Raw genomic sequence first — 12719 nt, forward strand, 5'->3', positions numbered from 1 at the left:
AGCGCACATTATGACGCACTCGACATTATGGTTGGCGCAGATCCAGTTCTTCTCCAGCCTGGGCTTCATGCTGCTGTTTCTTGTCGTGGAACTGGGCCTGGCATGGGTCTTGTTGTACTTCAAGCTACGCGCGTTCGGCGCTGAACATGCCGCCTGGACGCAGGCCTATCGTTTTTGGGTCCGGGTCTTTGCGCTGGCATTCGTCCTGAGTTTTGCCGCAAGCATGCCGGTCTTGATCCAGTTGGGCACCTTGTGGCCGCACTTGATGGAGAAAATCGGCGATGTCGCCAGCCCCTTGCTGGCTGCCGGCATCCTCTCCGCCTTTATTTTTAAATCATGTTTTCTCGGTGCCATGCTGTTCGGTCAACGTCATGTGTCCGAAAGGGTGCATGCGATCCTGGTGTTCATGGTGGCGTTCGGCGTGACGGTATCGACCTTCTGGTTGCTGGTCCTGCTTGCCTGGATGCACACGCCTGTCGGAGCCTTGCTGGTGGACGGCAGCTATCGGGTACTGGATTGGCTTGCCATCCTGTCCAGTCCCGCACTGCCCTGGTATGCAGGCCTGTTGGTATTCAGCAGTGCCGTAACTGTTGCTTTCCTGATGCTGGGCATCGTCGCGGCCCAGAGCCTGCGTCGGCCGGCGGACGACAGTGGCCGCCTGGTATTTCAGTCGGCCGCCTGGCTGGCGGCGGTCGGCGTTCTTAGTCTGGCTGGCGTGGCGGCCGGCAGCAATGCCATGACAGCCGCCCACCATCCGGCCAAGGCGGCGGCAACAGCCGCCTATTGGCGCAGTGGCGAGCCTCCTGCCATGGTGATTTTTGCCTGGCCCGACGAAGCGGCCGCCAAAAATCGCGCCGCATGGTCCTGGCAAGGCGCAGGGCGGGCCTGGCTCGCACGAGATGAAAGCGGCAAATTGCGCGGCCTGGATCAATTCTCCGGGATGGCGCCGCCGGTGGCGCTGACCTTCTGGTCTTTCCGCCTGGCGGTATTGATGGGCTTGGGCATGGCCGTGGTGGCCGCCGTCACCTTATGGCGCGCTCGCCGCAAGCATTACGATCCCAGTGCCTTCTCGCGACGCTGGCTGCATGTGCTCGTTGCCTTGACCTTTTCCGGCTGGCTGTTGTTGCTGCCCGGCATGGCCCACCTGCTGTTGGGCGCATTCCCATATGCCGTTACGGGGACTATCACCGTAAGCGAGGTGGCGGGCGAAACAACTTTCCATACCTTGCTCGGTGCCTATGCGGCCTACTTGCTGATTTACGGCGTCGTGATGGCGGGTTTCTTCCAGATGCTGCGGCACATAGGCCGCTATGGCGTCGTACCGGTTGCCAGGCGGCGGGGACGGGCATGATCGCAGCACTGGCCGTCTCGCTGGGATTGTCCGCAAGTGATCCAGGTTTCTGGATGCCTCTGGCATTCATGGCGCTGCTCTTTGCGATCATCGTAGCCGGTACCGTGCTGGACGGATTCGATGTGGGCGTGGGTTGTCTGGCGCTGTTCGCACCGGCTGCGCTACGGCCCCGCATGCTGTCGCTGCTCAGTCCCTGGCGCGATGCCAACGAGTTCTGGCTTTTTCTCGGGCTGGGGCTGTTTGTCACGGCTTTTCCCAATGCATGGGGCAGCGTGCTGGGCCGTTTATACCTGCCCTTGACCATGCTGGCCTTGGGTGTGTTTCTTCGCTCGGTGTCCTTCGAAATGCGTCTGCGGGCTCCGCATGAATTGCAGGCGCGCTGGCTATTCGGTTTTGCTATCGGATCCGTGCTGACCGCGTTGTCCCATGGCGTCTTGCTGGCGCGGCTCGTGGTGTCGTACGAACCGGGCTTGCCCTATGTATGGTTCTCGGTTTTCGTCGGGCTCTGTGGGTTGGCTGCTTATTGCCTGCTGGGCGCCGCCTGGCTGATCATGCGCGAGGCGGGCGAACTGCGCGCGCGCGCCGTCATGTGGGGGCGGCGGGCGGTACGCTGGTCGGCGGCAGGCGCCGTGGGCGTTTCTGTGGTGTTGGCCTTTGCCAATTCGGGCGTTTTCCTTAAATGGAGCGACGGCCCCCACTGGCCGGTAGTGGCGGGGTTGTGGATATTGCTGCTGCTTTGTTTCGTGTCCATCGAAATGTGCCTGCAGCGCATGATCAATCGTAGCTACCGAACCACGGCCTTGCCTTTCATGATGACTTTAATCGTCTTTTTGATTGTGCTTGGCGGCCTGGGCTACAGCTTTTTTCCCTTCCTTGTGCTGGACGACATCACCATCTGGGACGGTGCCGCCTCGGCGGATTCGCTGCGGCTGGTGCTGGCGGGTTCGATTGTGGCGCTGCCGGTGGCCCTGATCTTCAATATCTGGGTGTACTGGCGGATGTTCGGCTTGTCCAAGGCGCCCCAGCCGCCGGATTTCGATGGCACCGCCGTTGATGCGTCTTAAGTCTGGGTAGGCAGGCGTATCTTTACGGCCAGGCCACCCCAAGGCGCCGCGTCCAGGGCAAGGTTGCCGTCGTGCGCCCGGACAATGGAATCGGCAAGCGCCAGCCCCAGCCCTACGGAGCCCGTCAAGGTACGGGCGTCGTCCAGCCGCGAGAAAGGGCGCAGCGCTTCGTTACGCCGCTCTATGCTGATGCCGGATCCATGGTCGGATACGGTGATCAGGGCGTCGGTGCCGTCCAGTTCCAGCCGCACTTCAACAGGCGGTTCTCCGTGGTTCAGGGCATTGGTGATCAGGTTATCCAGCAGTCGGCCCAAGGCGCCCCGATCTGCGCTCAAATGTAGCGCAGTGGGCGTGCTGTAGACCAGGCTTACCGGGCTGCCTGCGGTTTCCCAGGCGGACACCTGCTCTTCCAGCCAGCCGTTAAGGACCAGCGGTGCGAACTGATATGAGCCCGGATCGGAGCCACGTACGAACCCAATGAACTGATTGACCATGCGTTGCATGTCCTGCACGTCTTTGCGCATGCCTTCCTTGAAGCTTGCGTCGTCCATCATCTCGATGCGCAGCCACATGCGAGACAACGGGCCTTTCAGGTCGTGAGGCAGCCCGGCCAGCAGGGTGCGCTGGACGGCATTGGATTCGGCCAGCGTGTCGAGCATGGCATTGAAACGTTCGCCCAGTATGCGGGTCTCGGTGGGGCCGGCCGGTGTGACGCGTTGTGGCTGGCCGGCGGCAAGCTGGTCAGCCGCTTTGGCCAGGCGGGTAAGCGGTCGGGTGATGTGCCAGGAGAACGCTGCGGTCAGCAGCAGCACCAGGCCCATCCCGCCCAGCCACACCAGTACAACCGGCGTAGCAACGGGCGGGGCAATCTGGTCCAGCGGTATCACCAGCCATTCGCGCCCCGCGTTGCTGTCCTCGCTTTGTACGTCGGGCAACAGGGAAATATACAGCCGGGGCTCGGGCCCGCGCGACAAGGCGACGCGTGTACCGTCATCGAGCCGCCGGTTCAGCGCCTTGACGAAGCTGCGCAAGTCTTCGCGAATGTCGTTGGGTGGCGGCTCTCGATCCTGCTTGGCCTTGCGGGCTGACTGTGAGCGCTCCATGCTGGTGTTGGACGGCAGGCTGCGCGACCACAAGCGCCATTCGTTCTGGGAGGCCTCGCGAAGAAAAGCGGGACGCTCGTCGGCGGGTATCTGTGCAAGAGAGGCGCGCAGGGTACGGATGGTGGTGGCGGTGAAGCCGACGGCCACCTCTTGGGTGTACTGGTTGCGGTAATAGGTAACGGTGGCAAAGGTGGCAGCCTGAACCAGCAGTATGGTGCCCAAGGTCAGTAGCAGCATGCGCGCCCGCAGTGAGCGGGGCAGCAGGGAACGCAGCATGGCGGTCATCAGGGAGAGAAACGGTAGCCCACGCCCCATACGGTCTGTATCCAGCGCGGCTGCTTGGGGTCGTCTTCGATGGCACGGCGCAATCTGAGTACGGCGATGTCGATGGCGCGATCATTGCGTTCGCCTTCGTCGTCGTCCCGGGCCAAAGCCAGCAGGCGCTCGCGCGACAGGGGCTTGCCGGGGTTGTTGACCAAAGCCTCCAGCAGGTTGACCTCGCCGCCGGTAAGCCGGATGGGTTCCTGGTCTTTATGCAGTTGCCGGGTGGCCGGGTCGAAAACAAAGGGTCCGAAGGCCACTGGCCGGTCTTTGGTCAGTGCAGATGCGCCTTTCTTGCGACGCAGGACGGCCTCGATGCGGGCCAATAGTTCGCGCGGATCGAAAGGCTTGCCCAGGTAATCGTCGGCACCTGCCTCCAGACCAATGACGCGGTCTACGGTTTCGTCGCGGCCGGTCAGTAAAATGACGGGGATGTCTTCGCCTTGCTGGCGCAGTCTGCGGCAGGCTTCGGCACCATCGCCGTCGGGCATCATACGATCCAGTACGACGAGATCCGGCGCGTAGCGCTGAATGCGCGCCGGCAGATCACTGGCATCCGGCGCCAGCAGGGTGTCGTAGTGATGACGGTTCAGATAATCGGCCAATAGTTGCCGCAAGGCGGGATCATCGTCGACCACCAGCACTTTCACGAGAGCATTTTCCATAGGAGCCAAGTGTGCCCCCTGGCGCCTGGGCATGCAAGCGATGGAAATGAATTGAAATGGCTGCGAAGCATGGCCGATGGCGAACGGCGCCTGCGCGCATTCCGCAGTGCCGCGACCTGACGATGAAACCAATGTTTACCAGGCCATCATTGCTCGACAGGTGCCGGCCGGTTTATGGTTGACGCTGAAGCGGCTGACGCGCTCGCACGAGCGCGGTTGCACGCTGTCATCTTCGACGACTCCCCCGGTTTGTCGGGCGTCGTGCATGAATCTGCTGTGCTCCAGAGGGCACGGTCTCCTGAGTTTATGAATAGTTTTGCTGTGGTTCGCAGGGGTTGCAAGGCGGCCATGCCAGTGTTGGCACTGGCATGCTCCCTGCCCGGGCCCACCGCAAATGCCGAAGCGCCCCGGTTCGAAAATCTTTCGCCGGTGCAGGTCTATGCCGCCCCGCAGATCTCTGTTTCGCCCCCTACACCTCTGCCAGACCCCGTAGCGCCAGAGGCCATGTTCCTGGAACCGCTGGGCTTGCCGGACACTGGCCGCGACATCGACTCCTATCTCTGGCGTCCCGGCGATGGCCGCCAATGGCGCCGCGGTAAAGTTGCCGACACCTCGCCGGGACTGCGCGGCGCGCGCGGATGGCGCCGTTCGCCGCGCTTGAAGTCGCCGGTATCTGCAGGCAGCAGCCTGCCTTGGCAGTTTGGGACCAGCAATTGGCGTTATGCTGGCGAGGATGGCTGGTCCCTTACCCTGGGGGCGGAAGAGATCGCTGTGCCGACCTGGAGCAACGCCGCAAGGCTGGGCGGCGTCAGCATTTCGCAGTCGTCCTTAAGCAACGCGAATGCCCTCGGCTCCTGGGAATACGCCATGTCGGTGGGAGTACTGGACGCTACCTCCGGCCAGGATCAAGGCGATCTGGATTACGGCCCCACGGCCAGCAATACCGTGCTGCGTTACGGCATCAGCCCCGAATTCACGCTCGAGTCGCAACTGGAGCTGGCTTCCGACCTGGTCACTTCTGGCCTGGGTGGAGAATACGAAGGCGAGTGGGGCGTCTGGAGTGCCGGCGTGGCGCGTGCCAGCTACGGCCTGTATAAAGGTTGGCGCTATCAAACCGGGTACACCGTGAACGTACTGGACGACTTGCAGCTCTCGTGGAAGAACGAGCGGCACACCGCGGGCTTTACCGACCTGAGCCGATACCAGGGCGGGGGCATTGCACCCGGCGGGATTCGACAGCAGTGGTCCGCGACAGTGCCCCTGGGACGCTGGGGCGACGTCAGCGGCGTCTACGAGACTGAGCGCTCTGCGCTAGGCTCAAAAAAGCACAGTTTCGGCTTCGGGCAACAGTTTTGGTACAGCCCCAACCTGCGTGTGGGTTTGCGCGCGGAGCGGGAGTTCGTCACGGGCGACTATGATATAGGCATTCATTTCTCTGTACCCATTTTCTAAGCATGACCTCCTCCCCCCTGCAGACCCTGCAGCGCGTCTTTGGCTACGACTCTTTTCGCGGTGACCAGGCAGCCATCATCGAGCACGTCGTTCAGGGCGGCGACGCCCTGGTGCTCATGCCTACCGGCGGCGGCAAATCGCTTTGCTATCAGATTCCCGCTCTGGTCCGACCTGGCACAGGCATCATTGTTTCGCCGCTGATCGCCCTGATGCAGGACCAGGTCGATGCCTTGCTCGAGCTGGGTGTACGGGCGGCCTATCTGAATTCGTCGCAGGACTGGCGTACAGCCAGGCAGGTGGAGCAAGCATTCTTGGCCGGCGAGCTCGATCTGCTGTATGTCGCGCCGGAACGCCTGCTGACCGAGCGCTGCCTGGATCTGCTGTCCGATGGCAAGATAGCGCTTTTTGCAATCGACGAGGCGCACTGCGTGTCGCAGTGGGGCCATGACTTCCGGCCGGAATACCTGGGCCTGTCCATGCTGCATGAGCGTTGGCCGGATGTGCCGCGCCTGGCCTTGACGGCGACTGCCACCGCGGTTACGCGACGCGAAATCGCAGAGCGCTTGCAGCTGGATGATGCCCCCCATTATGTGGCGAGCTTCGATCGGCCCAATATTCGTTACCGCATCATCGAAAAGAACGAGGTGCGCCGGCAGTTGCTGGACTTCATCCAGACCGAGCATGACGGCGATTGCGGCATTGTCTATTGCCTGTCGCGGGCGCGAGTGGAAGAAACCGCCCAGTTTCTGTGTGACAACGGCGTGCCGGCCTTGCCTTATCACGCGGGCTTGAATGCCAGCGTGCGCAGCGCCAACCAGTCGCGCTTCCTGCGCGAAGAAGGCATCGTCATGGTTGCCACCATTGCCTTCGGCATGGGGGTCAATAAACCGGATGTCCGCTTTGTCGCTCACATTGATTTACCCAAATCCGTGGAAGGCTACTACCAGGAAACCGGTAGAGCCGGCCGCGATGGCTTGCCTGCGACGGCCTGGCTGGCGTATGGCTTGCAGGATGTGGTCCAGCAGCGACGCATGATCAATGAGTCGGCCGGCGACGATGCCTTCCGGCGACGCCTGGGTGCTCAACTGGACGCCATGCTGGGGCTGTGTGAAACCGTGTCATGCCGCCGTCAGCGGCTGCTGAATTATTTCGATCAGACCATCGCCCCTTGTGGCAACTGCGACACTTGTCTTGAACCGCCCCAGGCCTGGGACGGCACCATCGCGGCCCAGAAGATCCTGTCGGCCGTCTACCGGTTGTGGCGTGAGCGTGGTCAGCGCTTTGGCGCCGGTCACCTGATCGACATATTGCGCGGCAAGCTGACAGACCGGATCAAGCAGTACGAGCACGAAACCCTCACGGTGTTCGGCATAGGCGCTGATCTGTCCGACCAGGCATGGCGCGGTGTCTTGCGTCAGTTGCTGGCGCAAAGTTATCTGGCGGTAGATCACGAAGGCTACGGAACGCTGGCCTTGACTGAAACCAGCCGCGATGTGCTCAAAGGCGAGCGCACCTTGATGTTTCGGCGCGAGCCCGAGAAGAAACCACGCAGTTCCCGCAGCAGTGCCAGTCGCAGCAAGACGCCGGGCATCGAGCTGCCGGCAGAGGCGCAAGCCCTGTTCGAGAGCCTGCGTACCTGGCGCGCCGAGGTGGCGCGCAGCCATGGTGTGCCGGCTTATGTGATTTTCCATGACGCCACGCTGCGCGAGGTCGCGCTGTCGCGTCCCCAGACGCTGGACGATCTGGATGGCATTAGCGGTGTCGGTGCGCGCAAGCGCGAGGCTTACGGCGAAGAGCTATTGCGTTGCGTCAGTCAGTAGCGGCCTAGCGGACTAACCGATTAACCCGCCGCGCTGAACAGGTCGGGGCCGCCGGGTGGAGTCAGGCCCAGATGGCGCCACGTGGTTTGGGTGGCGATTCGGCCGCGAGGAGTGCGCTGCAAATATCCCTGCTGTATCAGGAAGGGCTCGATGACGTCTTCTATGGTGTCGCGCTCTTCGCCTATGGCGGCGGCTAGGCTGTCCACGCCCACCGGGCCGCCGTCAAATTTGTGGACGATGGCTTCGAGCAGCTTTCTGTCCATGACATCCAATCCTTGTGGGTCCACTTCCAGCATGGACAAGGCGGCAGCGGCCACATCGGCGTCTATTTTTCCGTCGGCCCGAACCTGGGCATAGTCGCGCACCCGTCTTAGCAGGCGGTTGGCGATGCGCGGCGTACCGCGCGCGCGCTTGGCGATTTCGCTGGCGCCTTGCGGCGAGGTGTTGGCCTTGAGCAATTGCGAACTGCGCGTGACGATATGCGTTAGGTCTTCCACATTGTAGAACTCCAGCCGCGAGACAATGCCAAAACGGTCGCGCAGCGGATTGGTCAACATGCCCGCGCGGGTGGTGGCGCCCACCAGGGTGAAAGGCTGCAAATCGATCTTCACGCTACGCGCGCCGGGGCCTTCGCCGATCAGGATATCGATCTGGAAGTCTTCCAGGGCCGGGTAGAGGATTTCTTCAACGACCGGCGACAGGCGGTGTATTTCGTCGATGAACAAGACATCGTTGCGCTCCAGGTTGGTAAGCAGCGCGGCCAGGTCGCCGGGGCGCTCGAGCACGGGGCCGGAGGTCTGGCGTAATTGCACGCCCATTTCGTGCGCCACGATATGAGCCAGAGTCGTCTTGCCCAGCCCCGGAGGGCCGAACAGCAAAACGTGGTCCAGCGCCTCGTTGCGATTGCGCGCCGCGGCGATGAAGATCTCCAGTTGTTCGCGTACCCGGTGTTGGCCGATATACTCGTCCAGGGCGCGTGGGCGCAGGGCCCGTTCGATGGAATCTTCGTTGGGCGATGCGCTTTGCGGCGCGACTATGCGCTCGGGTGCCGGTATGCTGGACAGCGAATCGGAGTGGATGGCCATGGTTTTTGCTGAGTATATTTACAGTAGCAGCTACTTTACACCACGCAGCTCGTCCCAGCCGCGCATCCATGCAGCATAATTCCATCCATGGCGCTTGTGTCGCCTTTTGTCTTCTCTCCGGTTCATTGTGAGTGCAATATGAGTATTCCCGTCCCGACTTACGACGATGTCGTCCAGGCTGCAGCACGCATCAGCGCGGCTGCGCATCGTACGCCCGTGCTGGTGTCCCGTACGCTTAACGCCCGGCTGGGCGCACAAGTCTTCTTCAAGTGCGAGAACCTGCAGCGCATCGGTGCCTTCAAGTTTCGGGGCGGCTACAACGCGGTGTCGCGGCTGAGCGCGCAACAGCGCAAGGCCGGCGTTGTCGCTTTCTCGTCAGGCAACCATGCGCAGGCAGTGGCCCTGGCGGCCAGTATGCTGGGCACCAGCGCGACCATCGTGATGCCGACCGATGCACCGCAGGCCAAGAAAGCCGCCACAGTCGGCTACGGTGCGCGCCTGATTTCTTATGATCGGCTTACCCAGGATCGCGAACAGATCGCGCGGGACCTCGTCGAACGAGAAGGCAAAACCCTGATCCCGCCATTCGATTATCCGGATGTCATTGCGGGCCAGGGAACGGCGGTGAAAGAGCTACTGGAAGATATCGGCGGGCTGGATGCCTTGTTCGTGCCTTTGGGCGGTGGCGGCCTGCTGGCCGGTTCTTTACTGGCTGCCCACGCCATCGCGCCCGACTGTGAAGTCTATGGTGTAGAGCCGACGGCCGGCAACGACGGACAACAGTCCTTGCGCAAGGGCAGCATTGTTCGCATAGATCAGCCGCAGTCCATCGCCGACGGCGCCCTCACGCAGGCGCTGGGCCAGATCACTTTTCCCATCATCAGGCAGCATGTGCGCGATATCCTGGCAGTCAGCGACGCGCAGCTTATTGACGCCTTGCGTTTCTTTGCGGAGCGCATGAAGATTGTGGTCGAGCCCACCGGTTGCCTGGGCGCAGCCGCGGTACTCAATGAACTGGTGCCGGTCAAGGGCCGGCGCATCGGTGTGGTGCTAAGCGGCGGCAATGTCGATCTGGCCGGCTACGCCGGCTTTCTTCAGTCGGCCTAAACGCGCGACAGCGACTTCAGCGCCAGGCGTATGCCCTCGGCCACTTCCGTTCCTTCCGGTACTTTTTTAAGTGCAGCTTGCGATTCGTTGGCGGAATACCCCAAAGCCAGCAGTGCGTTCATGATGTCGTCGCGGCCGGCGGCTGGCGTGCCCGGGGCGGGCTGTATGTCGGCGCCGAGTTTGCCGCGCAACTCCAGCAGCAGGCGCTCGGCGGTTTTCTTGCCGATGCCTGGCACGCGGGTCAGACGGCTGGTTTCTTGTTGGGTGATGGCAGCGGCAAGCTCGTCCACCGACATGCCCGACAGCAGCGACAAGGCAGTGCGCGCACCGATGCCGGTGACCTTGATCAGTGCCCTGAACGCGCTGCGCTCGCCCGCCGACGAGAAGCCGTACAGGGTGTGGGCGTCTTCGCGCACGGCCAGATGCGTATATAGGCTGACGGTGGCACCGGTCTCGGGCAGCTTGTACAGGGTGCTCATGGGCACGTCGATTTCATAGCCTACGCCGCCGACGTCTATGCAGACGACAGGGGGTGTTTTCTCAAGCAGAGTGCCGGTGATGCGTCCAATCATGGGTGTGTCCTAGTTCTGGCGAGCTAGCCTACCAGCCGGCCGCCCCGTACGCGGCTGGCCTGGCTGGCGGGCAACTGGCCCGTGTCTTTCAGGCGCTGAGTCAGCGGATGGAAGTGTGCATGGCAAATGGCGCAAGCCAGGGCATCGGCGGAGTCGGCCGTCGGGACGCCGCTAAGGCCCAGCAGATGCTGCACCATTTTCTGCACTTGTTCTTTGGCGGCGTGGCCGTTGCCCACCACTGATTTCTTGACCTGCAAGGCCGTGTACTCGTGCACTTCCAGCAAACTGTCGGCCAGGGCGCACATGGCGGCGCCGCGCGCCTGGCCCAGCAGCAGGGTGGAGGCCGGGTTAGTGTTCACAAACACCTTCTCCAGCGCCGACACCGTAGGGTTGGTGGTTTGTACGATCTCGCGGATATTGTCCAGTATGACCTTCAGACGGCCTGCCAATGGTTGGTCCGTCGGCACCACGATGGTCCCGCTGCTGACATACCGCAGGCGCGGGCCATCGACGTCGATGACGCCGAAGCCCGTGCGCCGCAGGCCAGGATCAATACCCAGGATGCGCATCAGTGGCGGAAATGCCGTGCGCCGGTAAAAATCATTGCGATGCCGCGCTCGTTGGCGGCAGCAATGACTTCGTCGTCGCGCACACTGCCCCCGGGCTGAATGACGCACAGCGCACCCGCCTCGGCAACGACGTCCAGGCCATCACGGAACGGAAAGAAGGCATCCGAGGCGACAGCCGAGCCGGCCAGCGTCAGGCCAGCGTTGTGTGCCTTGATGGACGCTATCCTGGCCGAATCGATGCGGCTCATTTGCCCGGCGCCCACACCCAGTGTCATGCCATCGCCGACGAAGACTATGGCGTTGGATTTGACGTACTTGGCGACTTTCCAGGCAAACAGCAAATCCTTCGTCTGTTGTTCAGTAGGCGCGAGCTTGGTAACGATCTTGAAGTCTTCTTGCGGTACCTGATAGTCGTCCGGGTTCTGTACCAGCCAACCACCCCCTACGCGCTTGATGTCGAAATCGTTGCGGCCATCACCCTGGGGTACTTCCAGCACCCGCAGGTTTTTCTTGGCGGCAAAGACGGCCAGGGCCTCGGATGAGTATCCCGGTGCCAACAGGACTTCGACGAACTGTGCGCTGACTGCCTGCGCGGTGGCTTCGTCCACGGGACGGTTAAAGGCGATGATGCCGCCAAACGCCGAGGTCGGGTCGGTCTTGAGGGCCTGTTGGTAGGCCTGTAAGGGGCCATCGCCCAGTGCAACCCCGCAGGGATTGGCATGCTTGACGATCACGCAGGCACTGCCCTGGAAGCTGCGCACGCATTCCCAGGCCGCGTCGGCGTCGGCGATGTTGTTGTAAGAGAGCTCTTTGCCCTGCAACTGGCGATAGCTGCCCAGTAGCCCTGCCTTGACCGGCCGGTCGACATAGAAGGCCGCCGCCTGATGCGGGTTCTCGCCGTAGCGAAGCACTTGTTGCTGGGTGACCTGAACCGTCAGTACCTGCGGCCACGGATGTAGCTCGGGCGCGGCGTCTTGCACGGGCTCGGCAGTGGCAAGGCTGCTGAGGTAGGCGGCGATCGCGCCATCGTAGGCGGCGGTGTGGCCGTAGGTTTTGGTGGCCAGTTCCAGTCGCAGGGCGTATGAAGGGCCGCCGTTGGGGCCGTCCATGTCGGCCAGCACGCGCGAGTAGTCGGCCGGGTCAATGACTACCGTTACACCGCCCGTCGGCGTGCCATGGTTCTTGGCGGCTGCGCGCAGCATGGCCGGGCCGCCGATATCGATGTTCTCGACGGCGTCAGCGAACGTGCAACCGGGCTTGGCTATGGTTTCACGAAAGGGGTACAGATTGACCACCAGCAAGTCGATCCGGTCAATGCCGTGTTCTTCCAGGGTTTTCAGATGCTCAGCGCTGTCGCGACGTGCCAGCAGGCCGCCATGAATCTTCGGATGCAGGGTCTTGACGCGGCCGTCCAGGATTTCGGGCGAGCCGGTATGGCTGGCCACTTCGGTAACCGGCAGGCCGGCTTCGGCCAGCAGCTTGGCGGTGCCGCCAGTCGACAGCAGGCGGACGCCGCGCTGGGACAGTGCCTGCGCAAAGTCGACAATACCGGTTTTGTCGGAAACCGAAAGTAGGGCAGTCTGGATTTTCATCGGAGTCACTTCTAGAGT

The 12719-nt window shown here is 62.4% G+C and carries 11 protein-coding genes; 5 read left to right on the top strand and 6 right to left on the bottom strand.

Going from position 1 to position 12719, the window contains the following annotated elements; genetic code table 11:
- The first annotated feature begins 10 nt into the window (after nt 1–10).
- Nucleotides 11–1351: a cytochrome ubiquinol oxidase subunit I gene (locus CKA81_RS01200; RefSeq protein WP_128353662.1), complete on the top strand. Its 1341-nt coding sequence runs from the start codon at nt 11–13 to the stop codon at nt 1349–1351.
- Nucleotides 1348–2415 carry a cytochrome d ubiquinol oxidase subunit II gene (locus CKA81_RS01205; protein WP_128353663.1) on the top strand — a complete coding sequence of 356 codons (1068 nt, stop codon included), beginning with the start codon at nt 1348–1350 and terminating at the stop codon, nt 2413–2415. Before CKA81_RS01200 ends, CKA81_RS01205 begins: the two co-directional genes overlap by 4 nt.
- On the opposite strand, the gene CKA81_RS01210 is transcribed toward CKA81_RS01205, so the two are convergent.
- Both CKA81_RS01210 and CKA81_RS01215 read right to left on the bottom strand, forming a co-directional pair.
- A complete protein-coding gene (locus CKA81_RS01210; RefSeq protein ID WP_228255817.1) occupies nt 2412–3803 on the bottom strand; it encodes a HAMP domain-containing sensor histidine kinase in 1392 nt (463 codons plus the stop codon). The two genes, CKA81_RS01205 and CKA81_RS01210, sit on opposite strands and share 4 nt — an antisense overlap.
- The gene (locus CKA81_RS01215; RefSeq protein ID WP_128353664.1) at nt 3803–4504 is read right to left on the bottom strand and encodes a response regulator; all 702 of its coding nucleotides are present in this window, start codon (nt 4502–4504) and stop codon (nt 3803–3805) included. Before CKA81_RS01215 ends, CKA81_RS01210 begins: the two co-directional genes overlap by 1 nt.
- Nucleotides 4505–4810: 306 nt before the next feature.
- Between CKA81_RS01215 and CKA81_RS01220 the strand changes: the two genes are divergently transcribed.
- Nucleotides 4811–5956 carry a fimbria/pilus outer membrane usher protein gene (locus CKA81_RS01220; RefSeq protein WP_128353665.1) on the top strand — a complete coding sequence of 382 codons (1146 nt, stop codon included), beginning with the start codon at nt 4811–4813 and terminating at the stop codon, nt 5954–5956.
- A gap of 2 nt (nt 5957–5958) precedes the next feature.
- Nucleotides 5959–7776 carry a DNA helicase RecQ gene (gene recQ / locus CKA81_RS01225; protein ID WP_128353666.1) on the top strand — a complete coding sequence of 606 codons (1818 nt, stop codon included), beginning with the start codon at nt 5959–5961 and terminating at the stop codon, nt 7774–7776.
- Between the two features lie 20 nt (nt 7777–7796).
- On the opposite strand, the gene ruvB is transcribed toward recQ, so the two are convergent.
- Nucleotides 7797–8861 carry a Holliday junction branch migration DNA helicase RuvB gene (gene ruvB, locus CKA81_RS01230; protein WP_128353667.1) on the bottom strand — a complete coding sequence of 355 codons (1065 nt, stop codon included), beginning with the start codon at nt 8859–8861 and terminating at the stop codon, nt 7797–7799.
- 138 nt (nt 8862–8999) lie between these two features.
- Here ruvB and CKA81_RS01235 point away from each other — a divergent pair, with 138 nt between their 5' ends.
- Nucleotides 9000–9968 carry a threo-3-hydroxy-L-aspartate ammonia-lyase gene (locus CKA81_RS01235; protein WP_128353668.1) on the top strand — a complete coding sequence of 323 codons (969 nt, stop codon included), beginning with the start codon at nt 9000–9002 and terminating at the stop codon, nt 9966–9968.
- On the opposite strand, the gene ruvA is transcribed toward CKA81_RS01235, so the two are convergent.
- Genes ruvA through purH form a run of 3 tightly spaced genes read right to left on the bottom strand, consistent with a single transcriptional unit; the run spans nt 9965 to nt 12701 of the window.
- Nucleotides 9965–10540 carry a Holliday junction branch migration protein RuvA gene (gene ruvA / locus CKA81_RS01240; RefSeq protein ID WP_128353669.1) on the bottom strand — a complete coding sequence of 192 codons (576 nt, stop codon included), beginning with the start codon at nt 10538–10540 and terminating at the stop codon, nt 9965–9967. The genes CKA81_RS01235 and ruvA overlap by 4 nt on opposite strands.
- A 23-nt stretch (nt 10541–10563) precedes the next feature.
- Complete coding sequence (gene ruvC, locus CKA81_RS01245) at nt 10564–11109, bottom strand: crossover junction endodeoxyribonuclease RuvC (protein WP_128353670.1); 546 nt, start codon at nt 11107–11109, stop codon at nt 10564–10566.
- Complete coding sequence (gene purH, locus CKA81_RS01250; protein WP_128353671.1) at nt 11109–12701, bottom strand: bifunctional phosphoribosylaminoimidazolecarboxamide formyltransferase/IMP cyclohydrolase; 1593 nt, start codon at nt 12699–12701, stop codon at nt 11109–11111. Before purH ends, ruvC begins: the two co-directional genes overlap by 1 nt.
- Nucleotides 12702–12719: the final 18 nt, after the last annotated feature.

Source organism: Pollutimonas thiosulfatoxidans (genome assembly GCF_004022565.1).
Classification (GTDB): Bacteria; Pseudomonadota; Gammaproteobacteria; order Burkholderiales; family Burkholderiaceae_B; genus Pusillimonas_D; species Pusillimonas_D thiosulfatoxidans.

Excerpts from the sequence above, each read along its gene's own strand:
- ruvA (WP_128353669.1), bottom strand. The coding sequence starts at position 10,540 with ATGATTGGACGCATCACCGGCACTCTGCTTGAGAAAACACCCCCTGTC.
- CKA81_RS01210 (WP_228255817.1), bottom strand. The coding sequence starts at position 3,803 with ATGACCGCCATGCTGCGTTCCCTGCTGCCCCGCTCACTGCGGGCGCGC.
- CKA81_RS01220 (WP_128353665.1), top strand. The coding sequence starts at position 4,811 with ATGAATAGTTTTGCTGTGGTTCGCAGGGGTTGCAAGGCGGCCATGCCA.
- CKA81_RS01200 (WP_128353662.1), top strand. The coding sequence starts at position 11 with ATGACGCACTCGACATTATGGTTGGCGCAGATCCAGTTCTTCTCCAGC.
- ruvC (WP_128353670.1), bottom strand. The coding sequence starts at position 11,109 with ATGCGCATCCTGGGTATTGATCCTGGCCTGCGGCGCACGGGCTTCGGC.
- ruvB (WP_128353667.1), bottom strand. The coding sequence starts at position 8,861 with ATGGCCATCCACTCCGATTCGCTGTCCAGCATACCGGCACCCGAGCGC.
- CKA81_RS01235 (WP_128353668.1), top strand. The coding sequence starts at position 9,000 with ATGAGTATTCCCGTCCCGACTTACGACGATGTCGTCCAGGCTGCAGCA.
- purH (WP_128353671.1), bottom strand. The coding sequence starts at position 12,701 with ATGAAAATCCAGACTGCCCTACTTTCGGTTTCCGACAAAACCGGTATT.
- CKA81_RS01205 (WP_128353663.1), top strand. The coding sequence starts at position 1,348 with ATGATCGCAGCACTGGCCGTCTCGCTGGGATTGTCCGCAAGTGATCCA.
- CKA81_RS01215 (WP_128353664.1), bottom strand. The coding sequence starts at position 4,504 with ATGGAAAATGCTCTCGTGAAAGTGCTGGTGGTCGACGATGATCCCGCC.
- recQ (WP_128353666.1), top strand. The coding sequence starts at position 5,959 with ATGACCTCCTCCCCCCTGCAGACCCTGCAGCGCGTCTTTGGCTACGAC.